Origin of the sequence: Vibrio sp. Y20_XG_PY13 (assembly GCF_024181925.1) — a bacterium.
GTDB classification, from domain to species: Bacteria; Pseudomonadota; Gammaproteobacteria; order Enterobacterales; family Vibrionaceae; genus Vibrio; species Vibrio parahaemolyticus.
The window spans coordinates 36137-53803 of the sequence record NZ_JAMZAL010000006.1 but is presented as its reverse complement, the minus strand read 5'-3'; the positions used below and the strand labels follow the sequence as shown (position 1 = coordinate 53803).

Here is a 17667-nt window from a genome sequence, read left to right as displayed (position 1 = left end):
AAGTATTACAATTGGATATAGATGTCGTACTGCTGACCATCTCGCTCAACAGTCAAATTCAGTTCTTGCGGATCGCTCATCACTTGCATCAGTTGTACTGAAGAAGATGGATCACTTAAATCGATCCCATTAAGTTGCACCGCAATATCACCAGGTTCTAGACCCACATCATTAAATAACGCCGCATCACGACCCGGAGAAACTCGGTAGCCAATAATGGCGTCGTCTTTTTTCACTGGAGAAATGGTGATGTATTTAAAAACACTCTGTGGATCTTTCGCAATCTCCTCTCGGATTTGCTCTAGTTTGTCACTCACGTCTGACGCAGGTTCTTTCTGTGCAGCTTGCACTCGAGTAGCCTGCGGCGATTCTGACAATTTTTTATACTCAACGCCTTCCAGCATTAGAGTTTCATCTCGGCCTTCGTTATCGATGATCACGCGATCGACCAACACCGCTTTTAGTGTGGCACGCGTACCTTCAATTTCTTCGCTAATTCCGTAGGTCGCTTGCTTACCACGGTTAGCGATCACCGCTAAGCTGGTTTGAGGATTGCTGCTAGCAACGGCGCCAACAAGGGTAAGATTCAGGCGTGTTTTTGGGGCGTCTTTCACAACAGGTTGCTCAACGACCACAGGCTTTTGTTCGGTGTATTTGCCAAATAAGTTGGCGCTTTGAAGGGCATTGAAATCAATCGTATTCGATTTATTGCTGGCAATAACGTTACCCGCCGACGGCCTCCATTTTGGCACATCAGACGTTTGAGGGATTGCTAACCACACCACTTTACCGAGTATCCACCCAGTTATCGCAATAAATAGGCAAGTAAGTAGCAAACTGAGCTTCGCTTGAATTGCGTGGTGGTTGGACTTGATCTGAGCCAGTAGCGGTCTGCTTGATAATCCTGCACTTAGCTCTAAACGCTTCACTGAATTGATTCCTTTATTCTAACGTTAGTCAATTGGGCTATAAAAATATAACTATCGACTCTAAATTGCTAAATTTGCAATAAAATTATTACTCAACAAAGAGCAGTGAACTATATCACAACTTCCTTTTCATACCTTTTTCTTATGCAGTTTTTGCCAACTCCCTTGAAAAAAATACGCCTTGACTCCATCTGTAGGTGAATAATCCAGCACTCATTGCCACATTCGGGCAGTGATTAGATAGCGTAGTGTTCTATGAGTTCCCTAAATGAAGCCGTTAGGCTAGATAAATGGCTATGGGCCGCAAGATTTTATAAAACCCGCTCTATCGCTCGTAATATGGTCGATGGTGGTAAAGTCCACTATAATGGCCAACGAAGCAAGCCGAGTAAAATCGTTGAATTGGGCGCTGAGATCAGACTTCGTCAAGGCAACGAAGAAAAAACCGTGATTATCGAAAAGATTTCTGATCAACGACGAGGCGCCCCTGTCGCACAGACCCTGTATCGCGAAACTAATGAAAGTATAGCGAAACGTGAGGAACACGCGACACAACGCAAGCTTAACGCCCACAACCCTAGTCCGGAACGCCGCCCAGATAAAAAGCAGCGCCGAGACATCATTAAGTTCAAACACCAATAAAAGCCGGAATTACCGACGAGGAAAGCACTCCATGGCAAATAATGTTTTAAACCGCTACCTATTCGAAGATCTTTCAGTGCGTGGCGAGTTGGTACAATTGGATGAAGCGTACCAACGTATTATCTCCAGCAAGGAATATCCGGCAGCAGTACAAAAACTGTTGGGTGAGCTACTCGTTTCAACGACTCTTTTGACTGCAACTCTTAAATTCGAAGGCTCAATCACAATCCAACTTCAAGGTGACGGCCCAGTTTCTCTTGCAGTAATCAATGGCGACCACAACCAACAAGTTCGTGGCGTGGCGCGCTGGGAAGGTGACATCGCTGATGACGCTAGCCTGCACGAAATGATGGGTAAAGGTTACCTAGTTATCACTATCGAGCCGAAAAAAGGCGAGCGCTACCAAGGTGTGGTTGGTCTAGAAGGTGAAAACCTGACGGAAGTGTTAGAAGGTTACTTCGCTAACTCTGAGCAGCTAAAAACGCGTCTTTGGATCCGCACTGGCGAATTCGAAGGTAAACCGCACGCGGCGGGTATGCTTATTCAGGTTATTCCTGATGGCACTGGTTCTCCAGATGACTTCGAGCACCTAGAGCAACTGACTAACACCGTAAAAGACGAAGAACTGTTTGGCCTAGAAGCGAACGATCTACTATACCGTCTATACAACCAAGACAAAGTACGCGTGTATGAACCTCAACCAGTAGCGTTCCACTGTGGCTGTTCACGTGAGCGCAGCGGCGCGGCAATCATTACCGTTGAGAAAGCTGAAATTTACGACATTTTGGCTGAAGTAGGATCGGTTTCTTTACACTGTGATTACTGTGGCACAACATATACGTTCGATGAAACTGAAGTTACCGAACTGTATACGCAAGCTTCAGGCGGCAATAAAACGCTGCATTAATTTTTATAGCTTATCAAGCACGTAATTTACCCACAAAAGGCCAGCACTATGCTGGCCTTTTTGTGATCTATCCCCCGTAACACCTAGCTTTCCACGTAATAAAACAACTGCTTAATTTTAAGTAATTAATAATCGTTTTGCCCTAGCGCAAAGGATTGCGCGCACGATAAACTATTCGCACCAATATGTGACGGGTTACCTAAAACCTTAATGAAATCATGGGCAATTTTTGAACTATCTCCCTGTTTTCTCCCCGCCCCGTTGCTAGCATGGTGAGCAGATAAAAATTAAAACATTCTTACAAAATCCCTACAAAAATCCTTATAAGGAGCACCTATGACCGTTATGGAACATACAAAGGCTGCAACACTTGATCTAACCAAACACGGACTGCATAACGTTAAAGAGGTTGTTCGCAACCCAAGCTACGAATTGCTGTTTGAGGAAGAAACGCGCGCTGACCTAACTGGTTACGAACGCGGTGTGGTTACTGAATTAGGTGCGGTTGCTGTTGATACAGGCATCTTTACTGGTCGCTCACCAAAAGATAAATACATCGTTAAAGATGCGACGACAGAAGAACACATGTGGTGGACTTCTGACACCGTAAAAAATGACAACAAACCAATCACTCAGGAAGTGTGGAACGACCTAAAAGAGTTGGTGACTAACCAGTTGTCTGGCAAACGCCTATTTGTCGTTGACGGTTACTGTGGTGCTAACCCAGATACTCGCTTGAGCATTCGTGTGATAACAGAAGTTGCATGGCAAGCACACTTCGTAAAAAACATGTTCATTCGTCCTACCGAAGAAGAACTTGCAACGTTTGAACCTGACTTCGTAGTAATGAACGGCGCGAAATGCACCAACCCGAAATGGGAAGAGCAAGGTCTGAACTCTGAAAACTTCACGGTCTTCAACCTTACTGAGCGTACACAACTGATCGGTGGTACCTGGTACGGCGGCGAGATGAAGAAAGGTATGTTCGCGATGATGAACTACTTCCTTCCTCTGAAAGACATCGCTTCGATGCACTGTAGTGCCAACATGGGCAAAGACGGCGACGTAGCAGTATTCTTCGGCCTATCTGGTACAGGTAAAACAACACTCTCTACCGACCCTAAACGCGCTCTAATTGGTGATGATGAGCACGGCTGGGATGACGATGGTGTCTTCAACTTCGAAGGCGGTTGTTACGCAAAAACCATCAAGCTATCGAAAGAAGCGGAGCCAGACATCTACAACGCGATCCGCCGCGATGCGCTGCTAGAAAACGTAACAGTTCGTAGCGACGGCTCTATCGATTTTGATGACGGTTCTAAGACAGAAAACACACGTGTTTCTTACCCTATCTACCACATCGAAAACATCGTTAAGCCAGTATCAAAAGGCGGTCACGCAAACAAAGTGATCTTCCTATCGGCAGACGCATTTGGCGTGCTACCGCCAGTGTCTAAGTTGACTCCAGAGCAAACCAAATACCACTTCCTATCTGGCTTTACTGCAAAACTGGCTGGCACAGAGCGAGGCATTACTGAGCCAACACCAACATTCTCTGCATGTTTTGGCGCAGCGTTCCTAACGCTTCACCCAACTAAATACGCAGAAGTACTGGTAAAACGTATGGAAGCCGCAGGTGCAGAAGCATACCTAGTGAACACCGGCTGGAACGGCACAGGTAAACGTATCTCTATCCAAGACACACGCGGCATCATTGATGCGATCCTAGATGGCTCGATTGAAGATGCGCCAACTAAGCACATCCCAATCTTCAACCTTGAAGTACCGACTTCACTACCAGGTGTGGATCCAAGCATCCTTGACCCTCGTGACACGTACGTTGACCCACTACAATGGGAAAGCAAAGCGAAAGACTTGGCTGAGCGCTTTATCAATAACTTTGATAAGTACACAGACAACGCGGAAGGTAAAGCACTGGTTGCGGCTGGTCCTCAACTGGACTAATACCGAAGCAAAACTAAGTGACCTGTGATTTGATGACAACAGTGACTTAGTTACAAAAATGCTCTTCAAGCCCCTCTTTTGAGGGGCTTTTTATTGAATCCCACACCAGATTGATACAAGCTAAAGCCTAACTGGGTTATTTGTATAACTGACCTCATCAGTTTTCCGACACTTCACTTACAGGTTCTGGCAGGGATGAAAACAGCGCGTCGAATTCTAATTCTCTTACTGGTGGTATTGATTGCCTTTCCGGCGACCATTATTGCGCTGTTAACCACCTCATACGCCAATTCTACATGGCAATGGGTTTCACCCTACCTTGGCTTACCGATCCAAGCGGAGCGCGTTCATTACGATTTCCCTTACCACCTTTCGCTGCAAAACGTTCGCTCCCAAGATGCTCAACTGCCTTATATTGAACAAGTCGACGTATGGCTGAACCCTGACATACGACGAGATGGAAAATGGATTATCGATAGCTTGCTGATCGATGGGGTGAATCTAAAAAAAGGCATACCGACACGGCCTAACTTAGAGTCGATCCAGTTCCACCAGATTGCGCTGAAAAATATTGATTACGCGGGTCCGCGCTTTTCCGTAACTGGATTGAGTATCCAAATCCAAGATCCTACTTGGCTAAACGCTCAACAATTATGGCCTTACGGCGCTATTCAAGCCTCTGCAGAGCAAATGTATTGGCACAGTGAGGCGATACAAAAAATACTGGTTGATGTGGATTATCAAGCCCAAAACAGCACCCTCTATGGCACGTCTTTTAAATGGCGCAATAGCCAAATCTCAGGGCAAGGTGAGCAATATCCACAAGGCTGGTCTTTGGTCAATGTCACGATTGATAAGTTGACAATCACCAATGCACAGCGACAATCTTTACTCTCTAAACCGTGGCAAGAATTGCCGTTCACCATTAACCACATCAATAGCCTCGACTTGCTTAACGCCGATATTGAATGGGGGGAATGGCACTGGCAAAACCTTGAACTGTCCATTGAAGATGCCTCACTGCCTGCGTCTCTATGGAATGCCACTGCCAAAGTGTCTTTACAAGCTGACAGTGTTCGTTTCCAAGAGCAAACCGCAATAGAGCCACGCTTGAACGCCATTTTCACGCCCGAGAATATCCAGCTCCAAGAACTGAGCCTAGATTGGCAGCAAGGCCGCGTGCAGGCTTCTGGTCAATTCAAACCGACGCACTGGCAAATCGACACGGCTTCTGTTCAAGGATTGAAATGGGCTATCCAGTCTGATGACAACAAGGATTGGTGGAAGGCTGCCACCAGCACGTTACAAGAAGTGGATATCCAAGAACTTGATATTGAACGTAGTCAGATAATCCAATTAGCGCACGAACCATTCTGGCAACTCTCTGGCTTAAACGTCGAAGGAAAAGCGCTAAAGTTAAAGCGCCAGCACCGTTTTTGGGGCGTATGGCATGGCAGTCTCGACGCGAGTGTCGTGAATGCGAGCTACGACCAAGTTCTGTCTTCTCATGCTGCGATTTCGACACAAAGTGAACAAGGGTTGTGGCAACTCTCACGTCTGTTTGCCCCACTAGAACAAGGTTACATTGAAGGCTTTGGTCAACTTGATTTAAGTACGGCAAGCCAACCTTGGGCGCTTAATTTGAGTGCGGATGGCATTCCACTCAAACTGCTTCACCCATACCTGCCAGATGTATTCGCGGTAGATGGATTTTCTGACCTCAACCTCGACCTGCAAGGTCTATCTGGTGACAACAATATGTTGGCGTACAGCTTAACGGGGCAAGTGGAAGCAAACCTACGAGAAACGACACTACGTTCACAAGCCGATAAGTCGCTTAAGAGCATCACGTTTTCCCCTATTCGAGTGCACGCGCAGCGGGGCGCTGTATCACTCAAGCCTGTAACCATCTCCGGCAATGTCATATCCGGTCAGATTGGCGGCGAGTTTGACATGGCCAACAACCCACTCAGCGGTTTGACATTCCAGCTCAAGGATCACTGCGGCATGGTCATAGGCGATCTGCTCGATGGTGAAATATCACGTAATGACTGCGACTCACCACAACAGCCAGACCACTTAACGCCGAACGTACCAACGAACGATGCTCAGCCGGAGGAATCGAGCTTTCATGGCATTGCAGAGGCGAATCTAGAGCAACCAGAAGAAGAGCTGGTTGAGGAGATAACAGAAGAGTTAGAGCCGGCTACGAACGAGGTCGTAGCCGAAGAAGAACTAGCAACTGAGTAGCTGCGAATAGTTGGGCAACAACATGTACGTGCCAACGAAATCAACCGCAGGCGTATCGCCGCTGTAAATCACCACATGGATGACAATGCGCGCCTTGCGCCCTGACGCCAAGCGATCCAAATCACCACTGATACCATCAAGCGAGGTACTCGCCACCGGATTTTGCTCCACCGGATGACGATAACGAATCGAGCTGTCTGCCAGAACAATATCGCCATGCAAACCGCGCTCTTTGAGCAGTAACCAGGTCATTCCCCATCCCGTCAGCGTTGCCAACGTAAATGCCGAACCAGCAAACATCGTATTGTGCGGGTTCAAATTCGGATTGAGCTGGGCACTGCATTCGAACTGATAACCGGTGTATTGGTTGATTTTGATGCCCATTTTGTCCGCAATTGGGATCTGCGCTTCCCAGCGCTGCTGCAATTCCGTGCACCATTCTGGGCGACGTAACACATTCGCCATCGGATCAAGCGGCTTAACCATTTGTTGGTGACGCACCGGACCGCGTTCATCGGTCAACTCACCACGACGTTCAAAACCGTTTTTTTCATAAAACGCAATCGCATCTTCACGGGCATTACATACCAAACGTTTCGCACCTTCTTGGCGCGCAAGCGATTCCAACGCGACCAACACCAGTGAGCCCATGCCTTTGCTGCGACGATTGCCTTTCACCGCCATATAGCGGATTTGGCCATCGTTATCCGGAGTAATGTACAAACGTCCGATCGCCATTGGACGGCCACGGCTATCAACAATCATGCGGTGATGGCTCACCACATCATATTCATCACGTTCAGAGCCTACTGGCATGCGCCATGGCTCTCGAAGCATTTGCCAACGAAATTGATAGTACTTGTTAAGCTGATTTTCGGTTGTTGGAGTTATGAGTTTGAACATATCAATCCTTTGAAAGTGCAAATCAGTAAGAATCTTGGGGAGAAAATACCCAAGTAAAATCAAATCACTTGGGTATATAGCTTAGACCATGGGTGTATCCACGCCAGATTAGACCTGTAGCCAAAAAGTCACTGGGCCGTCATTAATTAATGACACTTTCATATCGGCCGCGAAGCGACCACGCTCGGTTGGCAATTCCTGCTCACACAAGTCAGAAAAGTAGTCATACAGACGTTCAGCGTCGGCTGGATGCGCACCACGAGAAAAGCCTGCACGTGTGCCTTTCTTGGTATCTGCCGGTAATGTAAATTGAGACACCACCAAAACCTTACCGTTCACTTGTTTGACGTTGAGGTTCATTTTTCCTTCGTCGTCTTCAAAGACTCGGTAGGTGGTCACACGTTCCATCAAACGTTTTGCTTTGGCTTCATCGTCGTCCTTCTCAACACCAAGTAGGACAAGAAGACCTGTATCGATTTCTCCAACCACTTCACCGTCTACACGAACGGCCGCTTCACTGACTCGTTGAATTAGCGCTATCACTACTCTCGCTTCCTTCATTTGCTAACTGAGATTCAGCCGACGAGTGTATCATGTCTAGATCTTCACTCCAGTGCTCTTGCTCACCCAATGCTGCGGTGACTTCTGCCCCCAGCAAGACGATCATCCAGCACAAGTAAACCCAGACAAACAAGATAGGAATTGCGGCTAAAGCGCCATAAATCAGCTGGTAAGACGGGAACTGAGTGATATAGAGGGCAAAGCCTTTCTTACTTAATTCAAACAGTATCGCCGCAACGGCGGCGCCTACAGCACCATGCGCTAAATGCACTTTTTTGTTTGGCACCAGAATGTACAAACCTAAAAATGCAAAAAATGACAGCAAGAGCGGCAACCAGCGTAAGAACAAATTGAAGGCGCCAGACAGCGTTTCATTTTCTAAGATTTGTAACGACGTGACATAAGACGTTGCTGCAATACTCGCGCCGACTAAAATCGGCCCCAGCGTTAATACCATCCAATACATCGAAAATGAGAACACCAAACGGCGCTTGTCTTTGACTCGCCAGATGTAATTTAGATTTTTATCGATGTTGGAGATCAGCATCAGCGCAGCAATAAACAAGAAGCCACCACCGACGGCACTCATTTTGCCAGTGTTCGCCACAAACTCTTGCAGTGCAGTGTGCACCGCCTCACCAGATGCCGGTACAAAGTTTTCGATGATGTAGCCTTGCAGCACTTCGCCAACGTTCGCGAAAACAGGGAACTTCGACAATATTGATAACAGTACCGTTAACATTGGCACGATGGATAGCAAGGTGATATAGGCAAGGTAGCCAGCATTTACATTAACGCGATCATGCGTCAAACGCTTAAGAAGATACTTAAAAAACGCGACGCAACTTGGCAGTAGATTGCTCAATCTCGCCTTGTAACTCTCTGATAACTGGTTCATAGTTCATCCCATAATTAGCGTCGAGGACATAAGAATGCCTTATTTATTAGCAATTGTACTATCAATTTTCACTTTAACAGGGTGTCAATCTGCGTATTACTCTGCGATGGAGCAAGTGGGCTACCATAAACGAGATATTATGGTTGACCGAGTGGAAGATGCCAAAGAATCACAACAAGAAGCACAAGAAGAATTCACTAGCGCACTTGAAGCCTTATCAGCACTAACCAATTTTGACGGTGGTGAATTAGAAAGCGTTTACAACAACATCAATGACAAATACGAAGACAGCGAAAAAGCCGCTCAAGATGTGCGTGACCGTATTGCTGCAATCGAAGATGTCTCTGATGCACTGTTTGAAGAATGGCAAGGCGAGTTAGACTTGTACACCAGTGCGAAACTGCGCCGCTCAAGCGAACAAAAACTGCGTGAAACCAAAGCCTCTTATAAAACCATGCTCAGCGCAATGAAGCGTGCAGAGAAAAAGATGACGCCTGTGCTGAACACACTGCGTGATAACACGCTGTATCTAAAACACAACCTCAACGCGAGTGCGATTGGTTCTTTGCAAGGCGAGTTCTCTAGCTTAGAGAAAGACATTCAATTTGCCATCAAACAAATGAACGAAGCGATCGCTGAATCGGATAAGTTCCTGCAAAAGCTTAATCAAAAGTAAATCATTCAAGCCTCCTCCTCGCGAGGAGGTTTTAGTCTGCTACCTCGCCGACTAAGCCTATTACTCTTCGAACAAAACCCACGCGATCTTCAACACTGCCCCATGGCACTTCCACCACTTGATATCCGAGCTCAACATAAGTATTGATTAGGGTTTGATGGATTTTCAGCGCTTCTTCAAAGCTGTGCGGACGTACTTCATCTTGTACGTAAATAGATTCTTCAGGTCGACAAGTAAGCACCTGACTATGGTACCCAGCACTTTCAGTTAAGAAAGCTTGGTCAATGTGACAACCACCGACTAGCAGATAAGCAACAATATCTGGAATCGCGCGATCTACAAAAGCCACGTTAGTATTCAACGCTTCACGCTTTTGCTCACTCATTAGGTTAAGACACAATTTGGCAAACTCAGGCAGATTGGTCCACGGCAAAATGCCATTGTCCAACGCACTTTGCTGCTCTATCAACGAGCGTGAGCCTTCAGCAAACGTGGCGTAGCCTTGTTTGCCTAACGCGTTGAGTAACGTTGTTTTGCCCGCTCCTGGACCACCGGTAATCACAATCGGCTTCATGTTATCTCCCTAAAAACAACAAGCCCCGAGCTTAACTCGGGGCTTGTATTTAAGCTAATCCGCTACAGCAAATTATTTTGCTGAACGTGAAGCACGCTTACGGTCGCTTTCCGTTAGGAATTTCTTACGGATACGGATGCTTTCAGGTGTTACTTCTACTAGTTCGTCGTCATCGATGAATTCTAGAGCTTGTTCTAGAGTCATAACGATTGGCGGAGTAAGAACCTGTGCGTCATCTGTACCAGATGCACGAACGTTGGTTAGCTGCTTACCTTTCAGTGCGTTTACTGTTAGGTCATTGTCGCGGCTGTGAATACCGATAACCATGCCTTCGTAAACTTCTACACCGTGACCGATGAATAGACGACCACGCTCTTGAAGGTTGAACAATGCGTTCGTTAGTGCTTTACCAGCTGCGTTCGCGATAAGTACACCGTTAACACGTTGACCGATGTTACCGCCTTTGTGAGGGCCGTAATGATCGAACGTATGGTAAAGAAGACCAGAACCAGAAGTTAGTGTCATGAATTCCGTTTGGAAACCGATCAGACCACGAGATGGCATGATGAAGTCCATACGTACACGGCCTTTGCCGTCTGGAGCCATATCTTTTAGCTCACCTTTACGTAGGCCGATGTTCTCCATGATACCGCCTTGGTGCTCTTCCATAACGTCGATAGTTACGGTTTCGAACGGTTCCATTAGCTGACCATCTTCTTCTTTGATGATTACTTCTGGACGAGATACTGCTAGCTCGAAGCCTTCACGACGCATGTTTTCGATCAGGATAGATAGGTGAAGTTCACCACGGCCTGATACGCGGAATTTGTCTGGATCGTCTGTTTGCTCAACGCGTAGTGCAACGTTGTGTACCAATTCTTTCTCTAGACGCTCAAGGATGTTACGTGAAGTTACGAACTTACCTTCTTTACCAGCGAATGGAGACGTGTTTACTTGGAACGTCATCGTTACTGTCGGTTCATCAACAGACAGTGCAGGTAGTGCTTCTACTGCGTTTTGTGCACAGATAGTGTCAGAGATTTTTAGCTCGCCAAGACCAGTGATCGCAATGATATCACCTGCGTTAGCTTGCTCAACTTCGTGACGCTCTAGGCCTAGGTAGCCCATTACTGTGCCAACTTTACCGTTACGAGTTTTACCGTCAGCACCAATAATGGTTACTTGTTGGTTTGCTTTAACGCTACCACGAGTTACACGAGCAACACCGATAACACCAACGTAAGAGCTGTAGTCTAGCTGAGAAACTTGCATCTGTAGTGGACCATCAAGGTCAACATTTGGTGCGTCAACAACGTCAACGATAGTTTGGAATAGTGGTTCCATGTTCTCGCCAGTTTCGCCTTCTTCTAGAGAAGCCCAACCGTTAAGTGCTGATGCGTAAACCACTTTAAAGTCTAGCTGGTCATCAGTTGCACCTAGGTTGTCGAATAGGTCGAACACTTGGTCCATAACCCAATCAGGACGAGCGCCTGGGCGGTCAATCTTGTTGATTACAACGATTGGCTTAAGACCGTGCGCAAATGCTTTTTGCGTTACGAAGCGCGTTTGTGGCATTGGGCCGTCAACCGCGTCAACGATAAGTAGTACAGAGTCTACCATCGACATGATACGTTCTACTTCACCACCGAAGTCCGCGTGTCCCGGAGTATCTACGATGTTGATACGGTAATCGTTCCAGTTAATTGCTGTGTTTTTAGCAAGGATTGTAATACCGCGCTCTTTCTCGATGTCGTTCGAGTCCATGACTCGCTCTTCAGCTTCACCGCGAGACTCTAGCGTGCCTGATTGTTGTAGCAGCTTGTCAACCAACGTTGTTTTACCGTGGTCAACGTGCGCGATAATCGCGATATTTCTTAATTTATCAATCTGTGGAGTAGCCATGGATATTGATTCACTTAGATAGATGAAATGCCCCCACGCTGAGAACGGGTGCTCTCTGGTGACATTTGCTGATTAAAAAAACGGCCATAATGTACCAGATTTTAGCAAAAAGCCTAGAAATATGTGATCTACTCCCGAGCATTTCTGTGAATTTTACGCTTAATGCCCACTTTCTTCCGCTGAACGAATTGATAAAACACAACTTTATTCCAATCGTTGCACAATACAAATTGACTCTTGCTCAGAAACTGGGCTGAATAAGCAATGCTGTTGTCACATTGTGGTGCAACAATCTTAATGCGCACCACTTTAGTGCAAGCGTAGATCATTTTGGTGCAAGCATTTGCACCAAACTAGCATCTAAAAACACAATTCATTGAAATTAATGGAATATTTTTTTTGGCACGGTTTTGGCTTTAGTAAACACAGCATCGATTAATGAAAAGTCAAAAAGATTAATCAATGCCGGGTTCATGAATATTTCATAAATCGAGCTTTTACCGCTTATTAACACTGGAGGTTATCCAAGATGTCAGTAGAAAACGTTCTATCGCTGATCCAAGAAAACGAAGTAAAGTTTGTTGACCTACGCTTCACTGATACAAAAGGTAAAGAGCAGCACATTTCGATTCCTGCTCACCAAATCGATGCAGACTTCTTCGAAGAAGGTAAAATGTTCGATGGTTCATCAGTTGCTGGCTGGAAAGGCATCAACGAGTCAGACATGGTAATGATGCCAGACGCATCTTCAGCTGTGCTTGACCCATTCACGGAAGATGCAACATTAAACATCCGTTGTGACATCCTAGAACCTGCAACAATGCAAGGTTACGACCGTGACCCACGCTCTATCGCAAAACGCGCTGAAGACTACATGCGCTCAACAGGTATCGCAGATACAGTGCTTGTTGGCCCTGAGCCAGAATTCTTCCTATTCGATGACGTGAAGTTCTCTAACGACATGTCAGGTTCTTTCTTCAAGATTGATGACATCGAAGCAGCATGGAACACAGGCAGCGACATCGAAGGCGGTAACAAAGGTCACCGTCCAGGCGTTAAAGGCGGTTACTTCCCAGTAGCTCCTGTTGACTCTTCTCAAGACATCCGCTCTGCAATGTGTCTAATCATGGAAGAAATGGGCCTAGTTGTTGAAGCGCACCACCACGAAGTGGCGACTGCGGGTCAAAACGAAATCGCAACTCGTTTTAATACGCTAACAACGAAAGCTGACGAAATCCAAATTTACAAATACGTAGTACATAACGTTGCTCACGCATTTGGTAAAACAGCGACATTCATGCCTAAACCACTCGTTGGCGATAACGGCTCTGGCATGCACGTTCACCAATCTCTAGCAAAAGACGGTGTTAACCTGTTTGCTGGCGACAAGTACGGCGGTCTATCTGAAACAGCGCTTTACTACATCGGCGGTATCATCAAGCACGCTCGTGCAATCAACGCGTTTGCTAACCCATCAACAAACTCGTACAAGCGTCTTGTACCTGGATTTGAAGCACCAGTTATGCTTGCTTACTCTGCACGTAACCGTTCAGCTTCTATCCGTATCCCAGTGGTACCAAGCCCGAAAGCACGTCGTATCGAAGCTCGCTTCCCAGATCCAGCAGCAAACCCATACCTAGCGTTTGCTTGTCTACTGATGGCTGGTCTTGACGGTATCAAGAACAAGATCCACCCAGGCGAAGCGATGGACAAAGACCTTTACGATCTACCAGCAGAAGAAGCAGCTGAGATTCCTAAAGTGGCTGAGTCTCTAGAAGTGGCTCTAAATGCACTAAACGAAGACCGTGAGTTCTTAACAGCGGGCGGCGTATTCTCTGACGACTTTATCGATTCTTACATCGCACTTAAGTCAAAAGACGTTGAGCGCATCAACATGGCAACTCACCCACTTGAGTTCGAACTTTACTACTCTGTATAAGGTTCAAACTGTGTAAAATGTAAACACAGTAACAAAATATTAGGCTCGCCTCGCAGGCGGGCCTTTTTTGTATTCGTCAGTCAAGATTCGCCGTTTAACATGAGGGGATAATAAAAATACGCTTGGGCTATTTTTACCTTGTAGGTCAAAGGCCTAAGCCATTGAAACGTGAAATCATCGATCAAAAGAAGGTGAGCCATGAAAGTTCAGCTTATTCCATCGCTATGTATACTCAGCTGCACGCTACTGGCCTCTGTAGCCTCGGCTCAGGTCGCTTATACTTGGGTAGACGAAAACGGCGTAGTGCACTTCAGTGACACCCCAAACCAAGGCGCGAAGACCATCGCATTGCCCAATCTTGAAGCCAGTGCACCAGCACCAGAAGTCGAGAGCACGGAATCACTTGCGCCACAAGCCAAAGCAGCCCCCGAGCCAGAAGAAGAACCCGAAAAGAAAACGGATAAGCCTCAACCTTTGCAACTGGCGATGCTCACACCTCAACACAATGAAACCATTCGTAGTAATCGTGGCTTGATCAATATCCAATTGAAAGCCAATCGCAAGCTGGGCATTGGTGAACAACTGCAACTGTTCTTCGATGGGAAACCTTATGGCGCACCTCAAACGCAGCTCACTTGGCAATTAAACAACATCGATCGCGGCACACATACTATCGCGGTTCATGCTAAACGAAGCGGCAAGCTTATTGCATCTACTAGCCCTATAACGGTGCATTTACATAGAGCAAGCGTTAAGCCGACCGTAAAAGGGGCAAAATAGAAAATCGGAGTAAAAAAGTCGCATCACAATGAGGCTTTTTACTTTTTCTTCTGAGCTTTCTTCGCCATACTTAACGTTCTATTGCACCATTATTGTGCATTGCACAATCTCAACGCAAACAAGGACGTAATGTGGATACCAGTCTCCCTAGTGCCATACTCAACAACATGGTCACAGCAACGCTGATTCTTGATGATGGATTGGCCATCCGCTATGCCAATCCAGCCGCTGAGCTGTTGTTTTCGCAAAGCGCCAAACGCATTGTCGAACAATCGCTTTCTCAACTGATTCAGCATGCATCGTTGGACTTGGCCTTACTGACTCAGCCATTACAAAGTGGCCAAAGCATTACCGACAGTGACGTGACGTTTGTCGTCGATGGGCGTCCGCTAATGCTGGAAGTCACAGTAAGTCCAATCACTTGGCAACGACAGCTCATGCTGTTGGTTGAAATGCGCAAGATAGATCAACAACGACGCCTCACTCAAGAGCTCAACCAACACGCACAGCAACAAGCCGCCAAACTGCTCGTGCGGGGTTTAGCTCATGAGATCAAAAATCCACTTGGCGGATTACGCGGTGCGGCGCAGCTGCTGGAAAAAATGTTGCCCGATCCATCGTTAACCGAATACACCCACATCATTATCGAACAAGCCGATCGATTAAGAGCGTTAGTCGACCGCCTACTTGGCCCACAGAAACCGGGCAAAAAGACACAAGAAAATCTACACCAAATTCTGGAGAAAGTACGCCAACTGGTCGAGTTAGAATCTCAAAACTCGATCATCATCGAACGTGACTACGACCCTAGCTTGCCCGAGATTTTGATGGATGCAGATCAAATAGAACAAGCGATGCTGAACATCGTCAGCAACGCGGCACAAATTCTTGCTCATCAAGAGCACGGCAACATCACCATTCGCACCAGAACGGTGCATCAAGCCAACATTCATGGCAAACGCTGCAAATTAGCGGCGCGCGTCGAGATCACTGATAACGGGCCGGGCATTCCACCAGAATTACAGGACACCTTGTTTTATCCCATGGTCAGCGGGCGCGAAGGCGGCACCGGACTTGGGTTGTCCATCTCACAAAATTTGATCGACCAGCACAACGGAAAAATCGACGTTGAAAGCTGGCCTGGCCACACCACTTTTACAATTTATTTGCCGATTTGACCTCACGAATGGATTTCGTTGAGCTCCAATTTACGGTTTTTGCTGCAAGGATTAGTACATGAGTAAAGGATATGTTTGGGTCGTCGATGACGACAGTTCGATTCGCTGGGTGATGGAGAAAACGCTCTCCTCAGCCAACATAAAATGCGAAACCTATGCCGATGGGGAAAGCGTTTTGATGGCGCTTGAGCGCGAAGTGCCAGACGTACTGGTGTCTGATATTCGCATGCCCGGTATCGACGGATTAGAACTGCTCAAGCAAGTGCAACGTGATTACCCTGATTTGCCCGTGATCATCATGACCGCGCATTCCGACTTAGATGCCGCCGTTAACGCCTATCAAAAAGGTGCTTTCGAGTATCTGCCAAAACCGTTTGATATCGATGAAACCTTAACGCTGGTCGAACGTGCGATTGCCCACAGCCATGAAAACAAACGCGAGCAATTGTCTTCAGAAGATGCCCCGGCCGACACGCCAGAGATCATCGGTGAAGCGCCAGCAATGCAGGAAGTGTTCCGCGCTATTGGCCGCCTTTCTCGCTCGTCGATTTCCGTTTTGATCAACGGGGAGTCCGGTACAGGTAAAGAGCTGGTTGCTCATGCCCTTCACCGCCATAGCCCTCGCGCCAACAAACCTTTTATCGCTCTCAATATGGCCGCGATTCCAAAAGACTTGATTGAGTCTGAGTTGTTCGGTCACGAAAAAGGCGCATTTACGGGCGCGAACAGTGTTCGTCAAGGCCGCTTCGAGCAAGCCAACGGAGGCACGCTCTTTTTGGACGAAATCGGGGACATGCCGCTGGATATCCAAACTCGTTTGCTGCGCGTGTTGGCGGATGGTCAGTTCTACCGTGTTGGTGGTCACTCTCCGATTCGTGTCGATGTACGTATTGTCGCCGCCACGCACCAAAACCTCGAAAAGCTGGTACACCAAGGCGATTTTCGTGAAGACTTGTTCCACCGCTTGAACGTCATTCGCGTACAAATTCCTGCGCTTCGTGAACGCAAACAAGACATTGAAAAGCTCACACAACACTTTCTGGTACGCGCCGCAGATGAGCTTGGAGTGGAAACCAAAACCTTGCACCCGTCGACGGTCGAAATTCTCAATCGACTCAATTGGCCGGGCAACGTACGTCAGCTAGAAAACATTTGTCGCTGGTTAACCGTGATGGCGAGTGGCAGTGAAGTATTACCAAACGATTTGCCTTCAGAGCTTTTGGAAGAGAAGAAGACCGTTTCGGATTCAACCAAAGGCAGCTGGCAAGAACAATTGGCGGACTGGGCACGTCAATCGCTCGCTGCGGGGGATAAAGAACTACTTTCTTTCGCATTACCAGAATTTGAGCGCATTTTATTAGAAGCTGCATTGGAGCACACTAAAGGTCACAAGCAAGATGCCGCTAAAGTATTAGGCTGGGGACGCAATACGCTAACCAGAAAGTTAAAAGAGTTGTACTGACCGTCACTTAAGCAGTGAGTTAACAATGAGAGTGCTTAGCGCTCGATATTAACAGAAATGTCAGTACAATTAAGGTGAACCATCCCTAATGTGACTAGGCA

At 46.9% G+C, this 17667-nt stretch carries 15 protein-coding genes; 9 read left to right on the top strand and 6 right to left on the bottom strand.

Annotated elements, in window-relative coordinates:
• Positions 1-5: 5 nt before the first annotated feature.
• The gene (gene gspC, locus NL646_RS15145) at positions 6-929 is read right to left on the bottom strand and encodes a type II secretion system protein GspC (RefSeq protein WP_005465330.1); all 924 of its coding nucleotides are present in this window, start codon (positions 927-929) and stop codon (positions 6-8) included.
• A gap of 255 nt (positions 930-1184) precedes the next feature.
• Here gspC and hslR point away from each other — a divergent pair, with 255 nt between their 5' ends.
• The 4 genes from hslR (at position 1185) to NL646_RS15125 (ending at position 6693) form a co-directional block, all read left to right on the top strand.
• Positions 1185-1571, top strand: a complete 387-nt coding sequence (hslR, locus tag NL646_RS15140; RefSeq protein WP_005465328.1) for a ribosome-associated heat shock protein Hsp15 — start codon at positions 1185-1187, stop codon at positions 1569-1571.
• 31 nt (positions 1572-1602) lie between these two features.
• Entirely contained in the window at positions 1603-2478 is an 876-nt protein-coding gene (gene hslO / locus NL646_RS15135) for an Hsp33 family molecular chaperone HslO (RefSeq protein ID WP_005465326.1), read from the top strand.
• Between the two features lie 336 nt (positions 2479-2814).
• The gene (gene pckA, locus NL646_RS15130) at positions 2815-4443 is read left to right on the top strand and encodes a phosphoenolpyruvate carboxykinase (ATP) (RefSeq protein ID WP_005478630.1); all 1629 of its coding nucleotides are present in this window, start codon (positions 2815-2817) and stop codon (positions 4441-4443) included.
• 195 nt (positions 4444-4638) lie between these two features.
• Entirely contained in the window at positions 4639-6693 is a 2055-nt protein-coding gene (locus NL646_RS15125; protein WP_031501208.1) for an AsmA family protein, read from the top strand.
• On the opposite strand, the gene NL646_RS15120 is transcribed toward NL646_RS15125, so the two are convergent.
• The 3 genes from NL646_RS15120 to NL646_RS15110 all read right to left on the bottom strand — a co-directional run bounded on the left by NL646_RS15120 (position 6679) and on the right by NL646_RS15110 (position 9055).
• The gene (locus NL646_RS15120) at positions 6679-7596 is read right to left on the bottom strand and encodes a bifunctional GNAT family N-acetyltransferase/hotdog fold thioesterase (RefSeq protein WP_005456791.1); all 918 of its coding nucleotides are present in this window, start codon (positions 7594-7596) and stop codon (positions 6679-6681) included. The two genes, NL646_RS15125 and NL646_RS15120, sit on opposite strands and share 15 nt — an antisense overlap.
• A 108-nt stretch (positions 7597-7704) precedes the next feature.
• Positions 7705-8139: a D-aminoacyl-tRNA deacylase gene (gene dtd, locus NL646_RS15115; RefSeq protein ID WP_005478645.1), complete on the bottom strand. Its 435-nt coding sequence runs from the start codon at positions 8137-8139 to the stop codon at positions 7705-7707.
• The gene (locus tag NL646_RS15110; RefSeq protein ID WP_005456793.1) at positions 8111-9055 is read right to left on the bottom strand and encodes a virulence factor BrkB family protein; all 945 of its coding nucleotides are present in this window, start codon (positions 9053-9055) and stop codon (positions 8111-8113) included. The genes dtd and NL646_RS15110 overlap by 29 nt, the downstream gene beginning before the upstream one ends.
• A gap of 34 nt (positions 9056-9089) precedes the next feature.
• Between NL646_RS15110 and NL646_RS15105 the strand changes: the two genes are divergently transcribed.
• Positions 9090-9731 carry a DUF2959 domain-containing protein gene (locus NL646_RS15105; protein ID WP_005456820.1) on the top strand — a complete coding sequence of 214 codons (642 nt, stop codon included), beginning with the start codon at positions 9090-9092 and terminating at the stop codon, positions 9729-9731.
• Between the two features lie 31 nt (positions 9732-9762).
• Here the strand turns inward: NL646_RS15105 and NL646_RS15100 are convergent, their stop codons facing one another.
• Both NL646_RS15100 and typA read right to left on the bottom strand, forming a co-directional pair.
• On the bottom strand, positions 9763-10305 hold the full coding sequence (locus NL646_RS15100; RefSeq protein WP_253664378.1) for an AAA family ATPase: 543 nt from the start codon (positions 10303-10305) through the stop codon (positions 9763-9765).
• 72 nt (positions 10306-10377) lie between these two features.
• Complete coding sequence (gene typA, locus NL646_RS15095; protein ID WP_005456840.1) at positions 10378-12207, bottom strand: translational GTPase TypA; 1830 nt, start codon at positions 12205-12207, stop codon at positions 10378-10380.
• A gap of 529 nt (positions 12208-12736) precedes the next feature.
• Between typA and glnA the strand changes: the two genes are divergently transcribed.
• The 4 genes from glnA to glnG all read left to right on the top strand — a co-directional run bounded on the left by glnA (position 12737) and on the right by glnG (position 17566).
• Positions 12737-14146 carry a glutamate--ammonia ligase gene (gene glnA / locus NL646_RS15090; protein WP_005456818.1) on the top strand — a complete coding sequence of 470 codons (1410 nt, stop codon included), beginning with the start codon at positions 12737-12739 and terminating at the stop codon, positions 14144-14146.
• 198 nt (positions 14147-14344) lie between these two features.
• Positions 14345-14926 (top strand): DUF4124 domain-containing protein, encoded by a 582-nt coding sequence (locus tag NL646_RS15085; protein ID WP_253664377.1) that lies wholly within the window; start codon positions 14345-14347, stop codon positions 14924-14926.
• Positions 14927-15057: 131 nt separating this feature from the next.
• Positions 15058-16104 carry a nitrogen regulation protein NR(II) gene (gene glnL / locus NL646_RS15080; protein ID WP_005456815.1) on the top strand — a complete coding sequence of 349 codons (1047 nt, stop codon included), beginning with the start codon at positions 15058-15060 and terminating at the stop codon, positions 16102-16104.
• A gap of 58 nt (positions 16105-16162) precedes the next feature.
• The gene (gene glnG, locus NL646_RS15075) at positions 16163-17566 is read left to right on the top strand and encodes a nitrogen regulation protein NR(I) (protein ID WP_005456831.1); all 1404 of its coding nucleotides are present in this window, start codon (positions 16163-16165) and stop codon (positions 17564-17566) included.
• The last annotated feature ends 101 nt before the right edge of the window (positions 17567-17667 follow it).

What these genes read in the sequence shown, in the direction of transcription:
- hslR (WP_005465328.1), top strand. Translation starts at nt 1,185, where the DNA reads ATGAGTTCCCTAAATGAAGCCGTTAGGCTAGATAAATGGCTATGGGCC.
- hslO (WP_005465326.1), top strand. Translation starts at nt 1,603, where the DNA reads ATGGCAAATAATGTTTTAAACCGCTACCTATTCGAAGATCTTTCAGTG.
- pckA (WP_005478630.1), top strand. Translation starts at nt 2,815, where the DNA reads ATGACCGTTATGGAACATACAAAGGCTGCAACACTTGATCTAACCAAA.
- NL646_RS15125 (WP_031501208.1), top strand. Translation starts at nt 4,639, where the DNA reads ATGAAAACAGCGCGTCGAATTCTAATTCTCTTACTGGTGGTATTGATT.
- NL646_RS15120 (WP_005456791.1), bottom strand. Translation starts at nt 7,596, where the DNA reads ATGTTCAAACTCATAACTCCAACAACCGAAAATCAGCTTAACAAGTAC.
- NL646_RS15110 (WP_005456793.1), bottom strand. Translation starts at nt 9,055, where the DNA reads ATGAACCAGTTATCAGAGAGTTACAAGGCGAGATTGAGCAATCTACTG.
- NL646_RS15105 (WP_005456820.1), top strand. Translation starts at nt 9,090, where the DNA reads ATGCCTTATTTATTAGCAATTGTACTATCAATTTTCACTTTAACAGGG.
- NL646_RS15100 (WP_253664378.1), bottom strand. Translation starts at nt 10,305, where the DNA reads ATGAAGCCGATTGTGATTACCGGTGGTCCAGGAGCGGGCAAAACAACG.
- typA (WP_005456840.1), bottom strand. Translation starts at nt 12,207, where the DNA reads ATGGCTACTCCACAGATTGATAAATTAAGAAATATCGCGATTATCGCG.
- glnA (WP_005456818.1), top strand. Translation starts at nt 12,737, where the DNA reads ATGTCAGTAGAAAACGTTCTATCGCTGATCCAAGAAAACGAAGTAAAG.
- NL646_RS15085 (WP_253664377.1), top strand. Translation starts at nt 14,345, where the DNA reads ATGAAAGTTCAGCTTATTCCATCGCTATGTATACTCAGCTGCACGCTA.
- glnG (WP_005456831.1), top strand. Translation starts at nt 16,163, where the DNA reads ATGAGTAAAGGATATGTTTGGGTCGTCGATGACGACAGTTCGATTCGC.